21 protein-coding genes are annotated in these 16,457 nt (G+C 68.0%); 9 read left to right on the forward strand and 12 right to left on the reverse strand.

Translation table 11 applies throughout. From position 1 onward, the window contains the following. The first annotated feature begins 74 nt into the window (after positions 1 to 74). Together ACFYRU_RS38520 and ACFYRU_RS38525 are read left to right on the forward strand one after the other, a co-directional pair. A complete protein-coding gene (locus tag ACFYRU_RS38520) occupies positions 75 to 1,205 on the forward strand; it encodes a molybdopterin-dependent oxidoreductase (RefSeq protein WP_387668645.1) in 1,131 nt (376 codons plus the stop codon). Then, positions 1,202 to 1,639, forward strand: a complete 438-nt coding sequence (locus ACFYRU_RS38525; protein WP_387668647.1) for a hypothetical protein — start codon at positions 1,202 to 1,204, stop codon at positions 1,637 to 1,639. Before ACFYRU_RS38520 ends, ACFYRU_RS38525 begins: the two co-directional genes overlap by 4 nt. Here ACFYRU_RS38525 and ACFYRU_RS38530 read toward each other — a convergent pair. Further along, a complete protein-coding gene (locus ACFYRU_RS38530; RefSeq protein WP_387668649.1) occupies positions 1,585 to 2,406 on the reverse strand; it encodes a 3-keto-5-aminohexanoate cleavage protein in 822 nt (273 codons plus the stop codon). The genes ACFYRU_RS38525 and ACFYRU_RS38530 overlap by 55 nt on opposite strands. A gap of 92 nt (positions 2,407 to 2,498) precedes the next feature. Between ACFYRU_RS38530 and dtd the strand changes: the two genes are divergently transcribed. Further along, positions 2,499 to 2,924, forward strand: a complete 426-nt coding sequence (gene dtd, locus ACFYRU_RS38535; RefSeq protein ID WP_387668652.1) for a D-aminoacyl-tRNA deacylase — start codon at positions 2,499 to 2,501, stop codon at positions 2,922 to 2,924. 95 nt (positions 2,925 to 3,019) lie between these two features. On the opposite strand, the gene ACFYRU_RS38540 is transcribed toward dtd, so the two are convergent. From ACFYRU_RS38540 to ACFYRU_RS38570, 7 genes are all read right to left on the reverse strand, one after another. Continuing rightward, a complete protein-coding gene (locus ACFYRU_RS38540) occupies positions 3,020 to 4,246 on the reverse strand; it encodes a choice-of-anchor P family protein (RefSeq protein ID WP_387668654.1) in 1,227 nt (408 codons plus the stop codon). A 303-nt stretch (positions 4,247 to 4,549) separates the two neighbouring features. Beyond that, positions 4,550 to 4,846: a DUF1416 domain-containing protein gene (locus tag ACFYRU_RS38545; RefSeq protein WP_209697529.1), complete on the reverse strand. Its 297-nt coding sequence runs from the start codon at positions 4,844 to 4,846 to the stop codon at positions 4,550 to 4,552. 3 nt (positions 4,847 to 4,849) lie between these two features. Further along, positions 4,850 to 5,698 carry a sulfurtransferase gene (locus tag ACFYRU_RS38550; RefSeq protein ID WP_387668656.1) on the reverse strand — a complete coding sequence of 283 codons (849 nt, stop codon included), beginning with the start codon at positions 5,696 to 5,698 and terminating at the stop codon, positions 4,850 to 4,852. A gap of 13 nt (positions 5,699 to 5,711) precedes the next feature. After that, entirely contained in the window at positions 5,712 to 6,158 is a 447-nt protein-coding gene (locus tag ACFYRU_RS38555; protein WP_387668658.1) for a DUF4395 domain-containing protein, read from the reverse strand. Positions 6,159 to 6,427: 269 nt separating this feature from the next. Then, the gene (locus ACFYRU_RS38560; RefSeq protein WP_387668660.1) at positions 6,428 to 7,348 is read right to left on the reverse strand and encodes an RDD family protein; all 921 of its coding nucleotides are present in this window, start codon (positions 7,346 to 7,348) and stop codon (positions 6,428 to 6,430) included. Positions 7,349 to 7,408: 60 nt separating this feature from the next. Further along, entirely contained in the window at positions 7,409 to 7,840 is a 432-nt protein-coding gene (locus ACFYRU_RS38565; RefSeq protein WP_387668662.1) for a thioredoxin family protein, read from the reverse strand. 45 nt (positions 7,841 to 7,885) lie between these two features. Then, entirely contained in the window at positions 7,886 to 8,299 is a 414-nt protein-coding gene (locus ACFYRU_RS38570) for an HIT family protein (RefSeq protein WP_387668663.1), read from the reverse strand. 42 nt (positions 8,300 to 8,341) lie between these two features. On the opposite strand from ACFYRU_RS38570, the gene arfB reads away from it, so the two are divergent. From arfB to ACFYRU_RS38590, 4 genes are read left to right on the forward strand one after another with little or no spacing between them, the layout of a single operon-like run. Next, positions 8,342 to 8,755 (forward strand): alternative ribosome rescue aminoacyl-tRNA hydrolase ArfB, encoded by a 414-nt coding sequence (gene arfB, locus ACFYRU_RS38575; protein ID WP_387668665.1) that lies wholly within the window; start codon positions 8,342 to 8,344, stop codon positions 8,753 to 8,755. A gap of 31 nt (positions 8,756 to 8,786) precedes the next feature. Continuing rightward, the gene (locus tag ACFYRU_RS38580; protein ID WP_387668667.1) at positions 8,787 to 9,410 is read left to right on the forward strand and encodes a hypothetical protein; all 624 of its coding nucleotides are present in this window, start codon (positions 8,787 to 8,789) and stop codon (positions 9,408 to 9,410) included. Then, on the forward strand, positions 9,407 to 9,973 hold the full coding sequence (locus ACFYRU_RS38585; protein ID WP_387668669.1) for a hypothetical protein: 567 nt from the start codon (positions 9,407 to 9,409) through the stop codon (positions 9,971 to 9,973). Before ACFYRU_RS38580 ends, ACFYRU_RS38585 begins: the two co-directional genes overlap by 4 nt. Then, complete coding sequence (locus ACFYRU_RS38590) at positions 9,970 to 10,581, forward strand: hypothetical protein (RefSeq protein ID WP_387668671.1); 612 nt, start codon at positions 9,970 to 9,972, stop codon at positions 10,579 to 10,581. The genes ACFYRU_RS38585 and ACFYRU_RS38590 overlap by 4 nt, the downstream gene beginning before the upstream one ends. On the opposite strand, the gene ACFYRU_RS38595 is transcribed toward ACFYRU_RS38590, so the two are convergent. Continuing rightward, positions 10,544 to 11,908 carry a hypothetical protein gene (locus ACFYRU_RS38595; RefSeq protein ID WP_387668908.1) on the reverse strand — a complete coding sequence of 455 codons (1,365 nt, stop codon included), beginning with the start codon at positions 11,906 to 11,908 and terminating at the stop codon, positions 10,544 to 10,546. The two genes, ACFYRU_RS38590 and ACFYRU_RS38595, sit on opposite strands and share 38 nt — an antisense overlap. A gap of 36 nt (positions 11,909 to 11,944) precedes the next feature. Further along, a complete protein-coding gene (locus ACFYRU_RS38600; protein ID WP_387668674.1) occupies positions 11,945 to 12,184 on the reverse strand; it encodes a MoaD/ThiS family protein in 240 nt (79 codons plus the stop codon). A gap of 132 nt (positions 12,185 to 12,316) precedes the next feature. Here ACFYRU_RS38600 and ACFYRU_RS38605 point away from each other — a divergent pair, with 132 nt between their 5' ends. Next, entirely contained in the window at positions 12,317 to 13,030 is a 714-nt protein-coding gene (locus ACFYRU_RS38605) for a winged helix-turn-helix domain-containing protein (RefSeq protein ID WP_387668677.1), read from the forward strand. On the opposite strand, the gene ACFYRU_RS38610 is transcribed toward ACFYRU_RS38605, so the two are convergent. Both ACFYRU_RS38610 and ACFYRU_RS38615 read right to left on the reverse strand, forming a co-directional pair. Beyond that, complete coding sequence (locus tag ACFYRU_RS38610; RefSeq protein ID WP_387668679.1) at positions 13,027 to 13,338, reverse strand: hypothetical protein; 312 nt, start codon at positions 13,336 to 13,338, stop codon at positions 13,027 to 13,029. The genes ACFYRU_RS38605 and ACFYRU_RS38610 overlap by 4 nt on opposite strands. A 93-nt stretch (positions 13,339 to 13,431) precedes the next feature. After that, the gene (locus ACFYRU_RS38615) at positions 13,432 to 15,261 is read right to left on the reverse strand and encodes a bifunctional metallophosphatase/5'-nucleotidase (RefSeq protein WP_387668681.1); all 1,830 of its coding nucleotides are present in this window, start codon (positions 15,259 to 15,261) and stop codon (positions 13,432 to 13,434) included. A gap of 107 nt (positions 15,262 to 15,368) precedes the next feature. Here ACFYRU_RS38615 and mshD point away from each other — a divergent pair, with 107 nt between their 5' ends. Next, positions 15,369 to 16,286 carry a mycothiol synthase gene (gene mshD, locus ACFYRU_RS38620; RefSeq protein WP_387668683.1) on the forward strand — a complete coding sequence of 306 codons (918 nt, stop codon included), beginning with the start codon at positions 15,369 to 15,371 and terminating at the stop codon, positions 16,284 to 16,286. The last annotated feature ends 171 nt before the right edge of the window (positions 16,287 to 16,457 follow it).

Below are 16,457 nucleotides of genomic sequence, written 5' to 3' on the forward strand. Positions count from 1 at the left end.
TTCCGCAGCCACCGTTCGCGAGCAGTAATCGCCGCACGCCGTTCACACGCCCGCAGCTGAGTTGTAGTGGAAGCATGAAGCTTCCGGCACCACCTACGTTCCGGTCGCCGTTGCACCATCCGCGGGTCGCGACGGTGCTCGGACGGTGGCTCGGCACCACCGTGGTCGTCTGTTTCCTGACCGGTCTCTACAGCCACTTCCTGCAGGACACCCCGAGCTGGCTGCCCGTCCCGAGCCGTCCGGCGAACCTGTACCGCGTCACCCAGGGCCTGCACGTGATCAGCGGGACCGTCGCCGTACCGCTGCTGCTCGCCAAGCTCTGGACCGTCTACCCGAAGCTCTTCGCGAAGCCGAACCTGAAGGCCGTCGGCCAGTTGATCGAGCGACTGTCGATCCTCGTGCTGGTCTCGTCGATGGCGCTCGAACTCTTCATCGGCTTCGTCAACACCCTGCAGTGGTACCCGTGGCCGTTCCCGTTCCGGCAGACGCACCACGCGCTCGCGTGGATCATCGTCGGCGCGCTGCTGGTCCACCTCGCCGTCAAGCTCCCGCTGATCCGGGCCAACTGGCGTCGTGCGCGCGAACCCGTACCGGAATCGCTCCCGCCCGAGGTCACCGGCCTGACCCGGCGCGGCCTGTTCCGTACCGTCGCCGGCGCGGCCGCGCTCGTCGGCGTCACGACGGCCGGGCAATCGGTGACACCGCTCGGATCCGTTGCCGTACTGGCGCCGCGGAAACCGGGGATCGGCCCGCAGGGACTGCCGGTGAACCGTACGGCCGAAGCGGCCGGCGTCACCGGGATCGACGCGGACTGGCGCTTCACGATCATGGGCCCCCGGCAACTGTCCTACACGCTCGACGAACTGCGGGCGCTGCCGCAGAGCCGGTCGGCGTTGCCGATCGCCTGTGTCGAGGGGTGGAGTCAGGGGGCTCGGTGGGAGGGCGTACGGATGCGGGATCTGCTCTCGCTGTGTGGAGCGCCGGCCGGGTCGCGGGTGCGGGTGGTGTCGATGGAGAAAGGCGGGTTCTATGCGACCAGTGAGTTGCCGGAGGAGTTCGCTTCGGATCCGCTGACGCTGCTCGCGCTTCGGCTGAACGGGTCCGAGCTCGCGCTCGACCACGGGTTTCCGGCGCGGATCATCGCGCCCAACCGCCCGGGGGTTCTGCAGACCAAGTGGGTTCACCGGCTGGAGGTCATCGCGTGAGGATTCGAATCTCTCTGGTGGTCGTCGGTGTGCTGATGGCCTCGTGGGGTGGTTGGGAGTTGTTGCGGTCAGTCGATCTACACGGGTTGGTGCGGCTGCCGTTGTGGCTGGGTGGGGCGGTGGTGGTGGACGACTTCGTGCTGGCGCCGCTGACCATCGGGGTCGGGTGGGTGGTGGCACGGTGGTCACACCGGCCGGGTGCGCATCGGACGGTCGGTGTGGTGCGCGCGACACTGGTCGCAGCCGGAGTGACCAGCCTGATTGCGTTGCCGTTGCTGTGGCGGCAGGGCACCGGCGTCAATCCGACGGTGCTGCCGCGCGACTACCTGCGGGACTGGTTATTGCTGGAGGCAACGATCGTGCTGGTCGGTGCCGTCGGCTACTTCACGTTCAGCAGGGTACGGGCCTCGTCCGGGGACATCGGCGGGCGCTGAGCCAGCGTCGCAAGCGCGGCGGCCCGCTCGACGAGCTCGGCGTTGTGCGTGACCGGTACGCCCTTCGCCAACGTCAGCGTGTCCTCCATGCCGACCCGGAGGTTGCCGCCCTTCGACAAGGCAGCCAGTGCGACCGTCAGCGACGTACGGCCGATGCCCGTGGCGGACCAGGACGTCACCGCGTCGGGCAGAGCGTTGACCGCTGCAACAAGCGCGTCCGCCGTACCGGGCATGCCGCCGGGTACGCCCATCACGAGGTCGCAGTGCACGCGTCCGCCGTACGGCAGGCCGTACTTGTCGAGCAGCCGGTGCAGCGCAGCGACATGACCGAGGTCGAACAGCTCGAACTCCGGAACGACCTCGCGCTCCTGCGTCAGCTGGAAGAGCTGCGTCACGAACGGCCACGGGTTCATGAACACGTCGTCGCCGAAGTTGACCGTACCCATGGTCAACGAGCAGGAGTCGGGCGCGGCGTCGAGCACCCGGAGCCGGTTCTCGTACGGATCGGTGACAGCACCGCCGGTCGAGAGTTGCACGATGAGCGCGGTGCTGGAGCGGACGGCGGCGACCGTCTCGGTCAGCCGGCCGAGATCCAGGGTCGGCCTGTGCTCGCCGTCACGGATGTGGATGTGGATCATCGCCGCGCCGGCGGCCTCGCAGCGCTTGGCGGTCTCGACCAGCTCGTCGAGCGTGGTCGGCAACGCCGGGCAGTCCGCCTTCGCGGTCTCGGCACCGGTGGGAGCAACAGTGATCAGAGTCGACGCCATGGACGAATCCTGCCAGATCGGGTTCTGAAACGGATATTTGCCTGCCTACGGGTCCGATGACCGGACGATCTCCTGCACGAGAAGATGTCCCCATGAGAGCCGTAGTACAGCGAGTCAGTCAGGCGTCGGTCACCGTGGACGGTGAGGTGGTCGGGGCGATCGACGGACCCGGGCTGGTGATCCTGCTCGGCGTCACCCATGACGACACCGTCGAGAAGGCGGCCGCGCTGGCCGCGAAGATCTGGACCCTGCGCATCCTCGAGGGCGAACGCTCGGCCGCGGACGAGCAGGCGCCGATCCTCGCGATCAGCCAGTTCACGCTGTATGCAGACACCCGGAAGGGACGGCGCCCGTCCTGGAGCGCCGCGGCGCCGGGTCCCGTCTCGGAGCCGCTGTACGACGCCTTCTGCACAGCGCTGCAGGACCTCGGCGCCAAGGTGGAACGTGGGATCTTCGGTGCTGACATGGCCGTTGCCCTCGTCAACGACGGCCCGGTGACTCTGATCCTCGACGCATAACGGCACCGGCCCCCGGATCCGTCAGGGATCCGGGGGCCGGTGCTCTGGGTCGGTGAGGTTCGACTCAGACGTGTTTCAGATGGTGTCGGCTGTGATCAGCTGACGACGCCGGCGGCCGAGTGGCCGACGACAACCTTGGTGTTCAGGCTGTAGACGTCGATGACCAGCGCGTTCACCGAGATGTAGCGCTTCTGCCGCATGACCTGGTTGAAGGTCAGGCGAGCGATGCCCGGGATGTCCAGGGTCTTGTTCTCGCCGGTCGGGACGGCGTAGGTCTTGCCGCCGACACTGATCGAAGCGATGGTCGAGGAGGAGCTCACGCCCGCCTTGTTGTCCTTCGTCTTCCACGCCGACGCGGAGGACTCGATCGCGCCGATGGACAGGCTGCCCACCTTCACGCCCGCGACGTGCGAGGTGAAGTTGATGTAGGACTTGTCCGTGCCGATGGCGCCGTTCTTGGTGGTGTACACGCCACCGACGTAGGCGACCTTCGGGATGTTCAGCTCGCCGACCGCGACCCGGACCGTCTTGCCCTGCGTGCCCTGGCAGGTGGTCTGGAGCGAGGTGGCGTCGGAGACGACCAGCTTGTCGGCCGTGGCCTTGGTGCCGTAGGCGTCACCGATGACCAGCGCGGTGGCCGGCTTCGAGATCTCCGCGCGGGTCTTCAGCACCGCGACGTCGACGCCCTGCGGGATGTACTGGTTCTTCACCGTCGCGTGCAGCACGACCGCCTGCGCGTACGAGTAGATGCCGGAAGCGGTCTTCACGCCGCCGACACGGTTCAGCACGATGTAACCGAGACCCGGGACGGCGATCTTGGTGTTGGGCTTCGGGTTCAGCAGCGACGGCACCGCGATCGCGCCGATCCGCACGCCCGCGAAGGTGGTGCTGCCGGTGTAGGACAGCGTGCCCTTCGAGTACTTCGACGTGGTGGTGGTCTTCACGCCGGTCAGCGTCAGCAGGTTCCCGACCTTGACGTCGGCCGCCGTCGCGGTGCTGGTGACACCGGTGCCGCTCGCGTTGTTGAACGCGTGCGTGTCGGTCTTCACCGAGCGTGCGATGGCCTGCTGGTTCACGTTCGCCGTGGCCAGGTCGTTCTTGTCGTGCTTGGTGGCGTCCGTGGTGCAACCGAACTTGCTGATCACCTGCGGGCCACTGTTCGCCAGCCCGGATTCGACGTCGGTGCCGTACGAGTAACCGCTGTAGCCGAAGACCGGCGAGGCGGACGCGGAACCAGACGTCAGCGCAATCGTAGAAGCCACGCCGACAACCGCCGCAGCGCCGACGGCAGCGAGCTTCTTGTATCCGATGCGGGGTCGCATTGACCCCTCCTCCCTGAGTGATGACGTGACCCGAACTGCGGGTCAGGACACAGACACAACTCGGCCGACTGCGTTAGGTGACGAGCCGACCGCGCTCCGAGATCAAACCGTTACATTGCAGCTTGCCCCGGCGAGATTCAGCCGTTGCCCCGTAACTCCGGTGCGATGTCCGGAAATCCTGTCCCGCAAGGCGTTTCCGGACATGCCAAAGGGCCCGGACGCGCAAGGTCCGGGCCCCTCGGTGCTTACTTCAGGGTGGGCCGCCTGCTGCTGTCGGCGGCACCTTGTGTAACGAACGACTCGTCAGACGGTGACGGCCACTTCCGCAACCTCGCCGTACTGCGCCACGACCTGGCGGTCGACCGGCTGCGCCTTCGGGGCCAGCGTGCGCAGCGTCCAGCTGCCCGGCGCCGCGAAGAACCGGAAGTGCCCGGTCGCCGAGGTCGGGACCTCGGCGGTGAACTCGCCGGTGCTGTCCAGCAGCCGTACGTAGGCGCCGCCGACCGGCTCCTCGCCGCGCAGCACCTGGCCCTGGATGACCGCTTCCTTGTCGACGTCGACGCCCTTGAGGTCGAGGCCGCCCTGCTTAGCTCCGCACATGTGTCACGCCTTTCCGGGCTCGTCGCCGAGGGCAACGGGTACGCCGACCAGCGAACCCCACTCGGTCCAGGAACCGTCGTAGTTCTTCACGTTCTCCTGGCCGAGGATCTCGTGCAGCACGAACCAGGTGTGCGCCGAGCGCTCGCCGATCCGGCAGTACGCGATCGTGTCCTTGCCGAAGTCCACCCCGGCGTCGGCGTAGAGCTGCTTGAGCTCGTCGTCGGCGCGGAAGGTGCCGTCGTCGTTGGCCGCCTTGCTCCACGGGATGTTCGCCGCGGTCGGGATGTGGCCCGCGCGCTGCGCCTGCTCCTGCGGGAGGTGCGCCGGGGCGAGCAGCCGGCCGGCGTACTCGTCCGGGCTCCGTACGTCCACCAGGTTCTTCACGCCGATGGCCTCGTTGACCTCGTCGCGGAACGCACGGATGTCGAGGTTCGGGGCCTTCGCGGCGTACTCGGTGGCGTCGCGCTTGACGACCTCGTCGGTCAGCTCGCGGCTGTCGAGCTCCCAACGCTTGCGGCCGCCGTCGAGCAGCCGGACGTCACCGTGGCCGTAGAGCTTGAAGTACCAGTACGCGTACGCCGCGAACCAGTTGTTGTTGCCGCCGTACAGCACGACGGTGTCCTCGTTCTTCACGCCCCGCTCCGACAGCAGCGCGCTGAACTGCTCCTGGTTGACGAAGTCGCGGCGGACCGCGTCCTGCAGGTCGTCCTTCCAGTCCAGCTTGATCGCACCGGCGATGTGGCCGGCGTCGTACGCCGAGACGTCTTCGTCGACCTCGATCAGGACAACGCCGTCGTCGTTCTTGTGCTCCTCGACCCAGTCGGCCGAGACGAGCGCGGATTCCCTGCTCATGTGGTGCTGCCTCTCAGTTGGTAGCGGTGGATGGCGTACGAATGCGGTGGATCAGTAGATAGGCCTCGCAGCCGAGGCAGAGCCCGACGGCCGCGTTCACGAACGCGGCGACCAGGGCGAATCCGGTCGCGACAACTCCCAGCACGGTCGCACCGGTCAGGTAACCGGCCAGACCTGCGACCGCGAAGACCAGACCGACCAGCTGGGCGAACCGCGGCGGGGCCGCGTCCTCCAGTTCCTTCGGCTTGCCCAGCCGGGGCCGCACCAGCCGCTTGAACAGCCAGCCGTACGGCGAGGCCTGGACGCCGAACGCGACCGAGATCGCGAACACCACGGCCTGCACCGCGAGCGGCCAGGCGCTGTTCAGCACGAGCGTCAGCGCCAGGACCACCGTGGTGATGGCGGCCGCGAACCGCAGACCACGTGGATCGACCTGCTTCGCCACCTGTTGTTCGGACATGACGACTCCCGGTGAAGGAGGTTGTCGAGCCGGAACCCGCCCGAGTGTGCGGGAGACGACGTACGCGGAACCGTGCTCAGCGACCGGTTCCGCAGCGCTCGGGACGCCGCCTGGTCAGCGGCGTCGACACAGCGACGAGCGCACCCGGCAGTTGTCCACTGCCCTGCGCTTGGTCAGCCATGTCGTGTAAACCACGCAACGAGACTACGGAATCCGGGCGGGCCCATCCGCCCTGGTCCCATGATTTGAGACAACTGATCACATGGTGGTCAGACGCGGACGACGTAGGTGTCCGCGACCTTGTCGTGCAGCGCCTGGTGCTTGCTGTCCCACAGCGGCCAGAGGTAGTCGAACAGCGCGGCGAAACTGGCGAACGTCCCGACCACCGGGATCACTCCGAGCACACTCAGCCCGACCTGGAACCCGTACCGCTTGGCGACGGCGCTCCCGGGCGGCGGTCCACCCGCGTACTGACCGGGCACCGGGATGTGCCGGACCGCGATTCCGAGCGCCATCTTGCCCGGCGTCGCGCCCTTCTTCGTGAGGAACAGGTACTCGTAGACGAACGCGACGAGCATCCCGAGCAACGCGCCGGGGATCAGCCATTTGTAGAACTCCGGCGGCAGACCCACCATCGGCGTCGTCCTCGTACCGGCCTCCGCGTCGCGCACAGCGTTGTGCAGGTAGTCCATCAGGACCTGGGAGTACTGGTAGTAGAAGTAGCCGGTCAGGGGCAGGCTGACAATCCCCACGATGATGTTGTCGATGATCTTCGCGGCCACCCGCCGCCACCAGCCGGACAGCGGCTGCCCGTCCGGAGCAGCCTTCGCCCCGTGACCCGCATACCCGTAGCCCTGTGGGTGGCCCTGGTTCGGGTATTGCGGGTACTGGCCGTACTGCTGTTGGCCCGGGTGCTGCTGCTGGCCGTACTGACCGTACTGGGCGTGCTGCGGCTGCTGGTACTGCGGGAGCCGCTGGCCGTACCGCGGTTCGCTCTGTGGCTGTGGCTGCACCGGCGGCTGGCCGCCGAACACCTGGCCGTGCTGGACAGGCTGACCGTACCGAGGCATGTCAGCCGGGCGTGTTCCCTGCTGCGGGCGACGATGATCCGTCCAGGCGTTGCCGTCCCAGTAACGCTGCTGGGAGGGGTCCTCGGGGTCGTCGTACCAACCTGCTGCTTGAGAGCTCACCGGGAGAGTCTCGCCTACGCCGAGGGGCGTGCGCCATCCGGTGGCACGTACCGGACGGAGTCAGCTCGGCTGACGCTCGATCGCGACGGCCAGCGCGGCGATCACGTCCGGCTTCCGGGGTGCTCCACTGGCCCGCTTCACGACCGCACCGGTGCCGTCCAGGATCAGCGTCGTCGGCGTCCGCAGGATGTCCAGCCGCCGTACCAGCTCGAGATGGGACTCGGCGTCGAGCTCGACGTGCCGTACGCCGTCGACCATGCCCTCGACCTCGGCCAGTGTCCGCCGGGTGGCCCGGCAGGGCGCGCAGAACGCCGACGAGAACTGCAGCAACGTCGCCCGTTCACCGAGCTCGCCACCGACCTCCGCGGCCGTCACCCGCTCCACGTCGTCCTCGCTCTTCCCGCGAAAGCGTCCGTCGACCCAGGCCTTGAGCACACTGAGCACCACACCGGCGACCACTGCGCCGGCCAGTACCCACAGTCCAAGACTCACAGTTACCCACGGTACGACGCTCCGTTCAGGATTCAACCGCCCGTTTCACGTACTGAGAACGACCTGCGGGTCGACCGCGAGCCGATGACGCGACCGGCCCGCCGGCCACGGGAGGGTGTCGTCGCTGTCGCCCGGGTAGCGCGGGACCACGTGCAGATGCAGGTGGTCCACGCTGCGCCCGGAGCCGGGCCCGCTGGCGTTCAGTAGACAGACCCCGGCCGCTCCCAGCTTCGCCACCATCTTCTGCGCGATCCGCTGCGCAAGGTCCATCACCTGGGCCAGGTCGAGCGGCGCTACGTCCAGGACACCGGCCGTGGTGTGACGCCGCGGCACGACGAGCGTGTGCCCTGGCGCGATCTCCTCACCCGGCAGCGGGAGGAAGGCCACGGCGGCGCTCTCCTTGGCGATCCAGCGGGCCGAGTCGGCGGAGATGAGGCCGCAGAAGACGCAGGCATCCATCTGGCGATTGTGCTCCGGTCTAATGGACCTGTGGAGAGTGGAGTGACCGTGCGATCCGGGGTGGTGGTTCCGGAGGCCGAGCTGATGTGGCGGTTCTCCCGGTCCGGCGGGCCGGGCGGGCAGTCCGTGAACACCACGGACAGCCGCGTGGAGCTGAGTTTCGACGTGGCCGGTACGACGGCGTTGAGCGACGTACTGAAGACGCGCGCGCTGGAGCGGCTGCAGTCGCGGCTGGTGGACGGAGTAGTGACGATCGCGGCCTCGGAGTACAAGTCGCAGTGGCGGAACCGGGAGGCCGCACGGGAGCGGCTGGCGGTACTGCTGCGGGAGGCGATCGCACCACCGCCCAGGAAGCGGCGGCCGACCAAACCGAGCAAGGCGTCGGTACGGCGCCGGCTCGACGACAAGAAGCGCCGCGGCGAGACCAAGCGGCTCCGGGGCCGCCCGGACAGCTGAACCGCCCCTCTTGCTGGTTAGGCTTTCCGCTGTGCAGGAAACGGGGAGCGGGGAGGAACCGGAGGAACTTCCGGAACTCAAGGACCTGAAGGTGCGGGGGCGGTCGCTCCGCACCTGGACGCTCAGCGCGGGCGTCGTGCTGCTGGCGATCTCCGCGGCGTTCGGCGGGCTGAAGAAGGCCGGCGACGAGACTCCGCACGTGGACCCCGGTACGGCGATCGACGCCGGCCAGTTCGAGGTGACCGTCGAGCGCGCGGTGATCGTGGCGGACCTGAAGCCGCTGTTCACCCCCGACCCAGGCGGCGTACTGATCGCGGTCGTGACCAAGCTGAAGGTGACCGACGACACCGGTACGACGCCGTCGCTGGACCTGATCCGGCTGATCGGCGTGCCCGGGGTGAAGGACACCGCCGGCCCGATCGGCTCGACCAACCTCCGGGACGCGACCATGAACCCGGTGCTCACCCCGGACGCCACCGAGGACGTCGCGTTCGTCTGGCAACTGCCGAAGGGCACCAAGCTGCCGGCCGAGATCAACCTGACCGTGCAGGGCTACGAGCACGAGGACGAGTCGATCCTGGACCACCACGAGAAATGGCTGCCGGACAAGATCGTCGCCGACAGCACGGTCCCGGTGAAGGACAAGCGAAAGTGACGGCCCGCAAGCTGGCGAACATCGGTCTCACGGTCGCCGTGCTGGTCGCGATCGTCGCGCTGTACCGGTGGACGCCGACGCAGAAGGACATCCAGGACCCGACTCCGGTGAAGGGCATCGTCGGGCGGGTGGTGACGACGCCGCGGTTCGACCTGACCGTGGACGACGTCCGGGTCGGCAAGAAGCTCCGGATCCCGAACTCGTCGCCGGACCGCGACAGCCTGACCGACTTCGTGGTCGTCGACGCGACCGTCGTGGCGACGCGGGAGCCGATGCACATCTTCGGCGTGAAGATCCGGGCCGCGGACGGCGTCACGTACCTGGGTTCGAACCGCAGCGGCCTCGACGAGGTCGACCTGACCGGCGCCGAGTTCTCACCGGACATCCCGGTGCGCGGCTCGTTCGTGGTCGAGATGCCGGCCGAAAAGGTGCCTGGGGCAACGTTCCTGGTGATGGAGAAGTCGATCCTGAACGACCTCGAACCGCAGGTCACGGTCCCGCTCGGCAACGAAACCCCCAAGGTCGAGGACGTCGTCAAGCTGACGAATGCGAGCGACACGTGAGCGGGGCACGCCGGGCCCGCCGCGGCTGGTTCCGGAAGAACACGGCAGCGCTCGCGGCGCTCGTCGTCGCGATCCCGTTCACCGGCTGGTGGACCACGCACAGCGACTACAAGTCCTGGTACGACGCGGAGCCCCGCAAGCCCGTAGAGGTGTCGGCAGGCGGTACGTCGTACAACGGCGCCACCTGGTACGGCGCAAGCCTCGAGCAGGACCCACAGCCCGTCGACGGCGGGCACAGCTTCGAGGACAAGCTGCCGCCCAACACCACGCGGATCCGTGTGTACTTCCGGCTGCAGGTGGACAAGCTCTCCGCGCTCGACGGGCTCGGCGGCTGCACGCTGCACCTCCGCGCGCCGGACGGGCGTACGTGGGACGAGACCGTGGTCGCTGACGACTACCAGGACCGTCCGACCGGTTGTACCGGCGGTACGGACGACAAGCCGCAGAGCTGGCGTGGTCCGGCCGCGCAGTACTACCTCAAACCCACAGCAGGGAAGCCGTTCGAGACGGTCGCGGTCTTCGTCGTACCGTCGTCGGTGGCCGGTAGCGTCCGGCCGATGATCACCTGGGCTACGAAACTTCCTCAGTACTTGGCATTCCCGAAGTAGCCGCGCTCAGGTCGGTGACCCCGTGGTCGCCGGCGGGCTGCTCGTGGACCGCACGGGTGCGCTGGCTGAGGTAGCCGGCCAGGCCGCCGATCATCCGGTCGTACGCCGCGGCGAGCAGGCTGACCTGCAGCATGATCTTCAAGCCGTCGGTGAGCAGGCTGAGCGGCTCGTCGATGACCTCCCAGAACTGCAGCGTGTGCGGGCCGAGCACCCAGAGCTTCAGCGCGATCCACACGCCGCTCGCGGCGAACGTGACGACCGCCCAGGCCAGGAAGTACCCGAGCATCGGCCGCAGGCCCGAGCGGACGACCAGCCGGAACGCCTCCACCACCGGGGTCCAGCGGTCCTTCCAGTCCGCGACCACCGAGTTCCCCGCGACCCGGACGATCCGCGGCGTCTGCTGCCAGCGGTGCGTGAGCCGATCGAACCGCCAGCGCGGTTTGTCGAGCTTCTGGACGACGCGGCCGTAGATAACCGCGGTCATCGTGATCCACATCAGCGGGAGTACCGCCGCGCTCCACAGATCGCCGATGCCGGCCGCGATGAACCCGGTGACCGAGTCCCACACCTCGCGTACCTGGTTCACGCCGAGTACGTGGTCGAGCACCCAGGTGTACCCGTCGTGCAGCCACTGCCAGACGACGCGCTGCTTCAGCCACGTCATCGGGGGCGGGATCACGGACGTGGCCTGGTAGACGACCACGAAGATCCACAGCGCCTCGAGGTACGTGACGAACAGCTTCCGTACCGGGCCTTCCTTCTCCTTCTTCCACTTCTTGAACACGAAACGGAGCAGGTACGCCGTGACGCCCAGGCCGATGGACAACCAGGTGGACAGCGACTGCAGGCCCTCTGACTGCTGTGGCGCCGTACCGCCGGTAAGAACGGTGGCCGCGACGTCGTTGACCTTCTTGACGGCCAGTTGGTACTCGTAGTTGAGCGCCTCGGTCTCGAGGAACTTGTAGGCCGCGTAGAACGCCAGGAACGGCAACAACGCCGCGGCGATCGCGTCGAGCGGCTTGTGCTCGTTACCGGCTTCCATGCCGTCCGGAGCGAGCATGCCCTCGGCCACAGCCCGCCGGTGGAACGGGAGCTCGCTACGGAGCACCAAGAACATGGTCACGTACATCGCGAGCGACACGACCACCAGGAGCGCCAGTACGGCGATACCGGCTGCCTCTGCCTTGGCCCCGGCTTGCACCGCGACCCACTGCAGACCCCGGTGCGCCAGCTGCGCCACCAGGAAGACCGCCAGCAGACGCGGCCAGGCCTTACCGAACAGGACCCCCGCCCGCCCCACCGTAGTGAGTAGCGTCCCCGACTCCATCGCCACGGCGACGAATGTACCCCGCGAAGAGCTCGGTCAGCCGCCGGCGAACGGGGGCAGGGCGTCGACCAGTGCGCCCGCGCGCAGCGGCGTGCCCGGCTCGGCGCGCTCACCGTCCAGGAGGAACGTACAGATCGACAGCACCCGGGCCAGCTCCGGCCGGTCGGTCGACACGGTGCTGACCAGATCGCGGATCGAGCCCGCGTCCGCGGTCGCTGTCGACGTCCCCGCGGCCGAACGTGCGGCAGCGAAGTACCTGATGGTCACTTCCGGCATCTGATCGGCGCCTCACTGGTCGAGTAGGTCTTCCGGTATTATGTCAGCTTGCTGCTAAGAACCAGTGTGTCTCAGGCCCCAGGCAACGACGCCGTCGGGGCCTGACGTGCACGTTCAGCACAAGGAGACGGCGTGAGCACGTTACTTCTGCTGACGAACGCGTTGCAGGCCTCCACCGAGGTCCTGCCGTCGCTCGCCCTGCTCCCGCACCAGATCCGGATCCTGCCGGCCGAGGTCGCCGCGCTCGTGGACGCCCCGGACGCCGACGCGGTGCTGCTGGACGCCCGCCGCGACCTGGTCGCGGTCCGGAGCGCCTCGCGGCTGATCCGCACGACCGGGATCGACGTACCGCTGATCCTGGTCGTCACCGAGGGCGGACTGACCGCGGTGAACGCCGACTGGGGCGCGGACGACGTACTGCTCGACACCGCCGGCCCGGCCGAGATCGAGGCCCGGCTGCGGCTCGTCATCGGCCGCCTCGCCGCGACCCGGAACGACGAGCCCGAGTCGACCCTGATCCGCAGTGGCGACGTGATCATCGACGAGGCGTCGTACACCGCGAAGCTGAACGGGCGCGCGCTCGACCTGACGTACAAGGAGTTCGAGCTGTTCAAGTTCCTCGCGCAGCACCCGGGCCGGGTGTTCACGCGCGAACAGCTCCTCCAGGAGGTCTGGGGCTACGACTACTTCGGCGGCACCCGTACGGTCGACGTGCACGTACGGCGGCTGCGCGCGAAGCTCGGCCCGGAGCACGAGGCCCTGATCGGTACGGTCCGCAACGTCGGGTACCGCTTCGTCGTGCCGCCCACGCCGACCGCCCGCGAGACGGCCGACGTGGCGGGCTAGAGGAAGAACTTCAGCAGTGTGAAGGCGAGCCCGGCCGTCGCGAGCAGGGCCGCCTTCCAGGACCCGAACCCCTGCCGGAACGCGGTCACCAGCGTCCCGATCGTGACCGGCACGAGCATCACCAGCAACGTCACTCCCGCCGCGTGAACACCGACATGCGACTGCCAGGTCAGCACCCACCCGACGGCGAACGCGAAGGTCAACCCCAGCCAGCTGCTCGTCTGGATCGACCCGTCACCAGTGCTTCGATGCCCGCGGTGCGAGGCCCGGGAGGCCCGCCGGTGCGAGGTCGGAGCAACGTGCGCCATCGCTCACCTTCCGTAAATACCTGAGTACGCAAGGTACCAGGATCCCCGGGAGGATACGAAAAAGGCCGGTGCGTACCGGCCTTTTCGCTGGCGTCAGGAACCGACGGAGATCCGGTCGGTGGCGACCGGGGTGTACGGGTCGTGCGCGGTCAGGTAGTTCGCGAACGCGTCGATGTCCAGCCCGCCGAACACCTTGTTCGTCGCGGTGGTGAAGGCCGGGAAGCCGTCGCCGCCGTCGGAGAGGAAGTTGTTCGTGACGATCCGGTACGACGTACCGTCGACCAGCGGCTGCCCGCCGATCTTGATCGAACCGGCCACGATCTTCGAACCCGCCGCCGCGGCCGGGTTCCAGGTGTAGGTGATGCCCGCGACCTGGAGCACCTTGTACTTCGCCGCCTCCGGCCCGTTCACGCCGGAGAACTGCTGCTCGAGCAGGGCCTTGAGCTGCGTCCCGGTCATGTCCATCGAGACCAGGAAGTTGTTGAACGGTTGCACGGTGAACGCCTGCCCGAAGGTGACCTCACCGTTGTTCGAGGCCAGGTCGGCGCGGATACCGCCCGGGTTCATGAACGCCGCGACCGGTGCCTTGCCGCCGGACACCACCGACGGGTCCGCGAGCTGCGCGTCCGCGATCAGGTTGCCCAGCGGCGACTCCAGCGAGTCGTCGTTCGTCCGGACCACCGACGGGGTGGTGAGGTGGCCGATCACCTTGTTCGAGATCGGGGCGACCAGCGCCTTGTACTTCGCGATCAGGTTGGCCGTCCGCTGGTCCGGGACCACGTCCTGGGTGACGATCTCGTTCTGCGCCAGCGTGTTCGTCCGGTCCACGTCACCGGTCGCGTTGTCGATGCTCAGCCGGACGTCGGTGACGATCCGGCCGAACGAGGACGCGCTGGTGACGAGGCGCGGATTGCCCGCACTGTCCTTCAGCGAGCAGTTGTACGCCTGGTGGGTGTGCCCCGAGATGATCGCGTCGATCTCCGGGTCCAGGCCGGCGTTGATGTCCACGATCGGGCCGGAGATCCCCGGGCAGCTGTTGTACGCCTTCGGGTCGGCCGGGAAACCACCCTCGTGCAGCAGCACGACGATCGACTTCACGCCCTTCTTGTGCAGTTCCGGGACCAGCGCGTTCGCGGTCTCCACCTCGTCCTTGAAGGTCAGGCCCTCGACGCCGGACTTGGTCACGATGTTCGGCGTGTTCTCCAGCGTCATACCGATGAATGCGACCTTCTTGCCGTCCTTGAAGGTCTTGATCGTGTAGGGCGCGAACAGCGTCTTCTTCGTGTTGGTGAAGAACACGTTGGCGCTCAGGTACTTGTACTTCGCGCCGGTGAACGGGTGCTCCGGGTCCGGGCAGGAGTTCTGGTTGTTCTGCCCGTCGCCGTCCGGCAGACAGCCACCGGTCTGCATCCGGAGCAGCTCGTGCCAGCCCTCGTCGAACTCGTGGTTGCCCACCGACGCAGCCTCGAGTCCCATCCCGTTCAGCGCCTCGACCGTCGGCTCGTCGTGGAACGCGGCCGACAGCAGCGGCGACGCGCCGATCAGGTCACCGGCCGCGACCGTCACCGAGTCCGCGCCCTTCGCCGCCGCGGCGGCGCGGAGCTGCTTCAGGTGCGTGGCCAGGTACACCGCACCGCCGGCCGGGATGCCGTTGATGTTGCCGCCGGACCCGGTGGCCGGCTCCAGGTTGCCGTGGAAGTCGTTGATCGCCAGCAGGTCGATCTGCGAATGGGTCGGCTTCGGCTTCTTCGCCTGGGCGGCGGCGTCGGTCTGGGCGGCGGTCTGGGCGGCGGTGTCGGGCTGGGTCGCAGCCCCGGCCTGGCTCAGGGATCCCCCGGCAGCCAAGGCGAGCGCGACGGCCGTCCCGGCGGCGAGCAGACCAGCCACCCGCCGTCCCCCCAACCGTGCTCTGTCTCGTGCCATCTCAATCTCCGTGTTCTTCGTCGATGAATCCGCTGAAGCTACCTGAGCAGCAAACCCTCTTTCCAGAACCTGAGAATGAACTCAGCTGAACCTTTTACTGTGTTCCGGTGACTCTCGAAGCCGTTCCCGCACCGTTGCCCCCAGCCACCGCCGCCGCCGTCACGGAACTCGCCCGCGCCGCAGCAGACAGCGACGGCGTCCACCCGCTCTCCGAACGCACCCTGCTGCACCTGGACGGCGAGCATCCCGGCGACGTCCACGTCCTCGCCTACGTCGGCGAGCCCGGCACGATCGAGGTCAGCGGACTGCAGAGCGCCCGCAACCTGGTCGGGTACGCCGCCCTCTCCCCCGACGGCTCCGCCGAACTGGTCGTCGCCCCGTCGTACCGGCGGCAGGGCTACGGTACGGCGCTCCTCCGCATGCTCCTGGACCACGGCGGCTCCCGTACCCGTGTCTGGGCGCACGGCCGGCTACCTGGCGCCGACGAACTCGCCCACCGGTTGGGGCTGGAGGTATCACGCGAGCTGTACTTCCTCCGCCGCCGTCAAGCTCCGCTACCTGACCCGGTGTGGCCCGACGGGATATCCGTACGCACGTTTGCCCCCGGCGCAGACAACACAGCCTGGCTGAAGGTCAACGCCGAGGCCTTCGCCGACCACCCGGAGCAGGGCAGCTGGACCGCTGCGGACCTGGCCGAACGCCTGCAACAGCCGTGGTTCGACCCCGACGGTTTCTTCCTGGCCGTCTCGTCGACCGGCGAACTGGCCGGCTTCCACTGGACCAAGGTCGAAGACGGCGTTGGCGAGGTCTACGTAGTAGGAGTCTCCCCGTCCTTCCAAGGCCAAGGCCTAGGCAAGTCCCTGACCCTCCAGGGCCTCCACCACCTCCAGGACTCCCGCAACCTCGACGAGATCGTCCTCTACGTAGACGGCACCAACACCGCCGCCCGAGCCCTGTACACAGCGTTGGGCTTCACCACCGCGGCCCTGGACGTCCAGTACGCCCCCACCAATCACAGCCAGTGACCGGCATCACAACCCCAAGTCGCGTCATAAACCCCCGCCCCCACCCGTCCCCCCATCAACCAGGAGCCGTCCGAGCCTCTAACCCCCCAGCCGGGCGGCTCCTGGCCCCCATCCCCGGTTATCCACAACTGCACCTTTTGACATCGAACCCCGCCCCACCACCCCGTTACG

Origin of the sequence: Kribbella sp. NPDC004536, from assembly GCF_042873835.1 — a bacterium.
In the GTDB taxonomy this organism is placed as follows: Bacteria; Actinomycetota; Actinomycetes; order Propionibacteriales; family Kribbellaceae; genus Kribbella.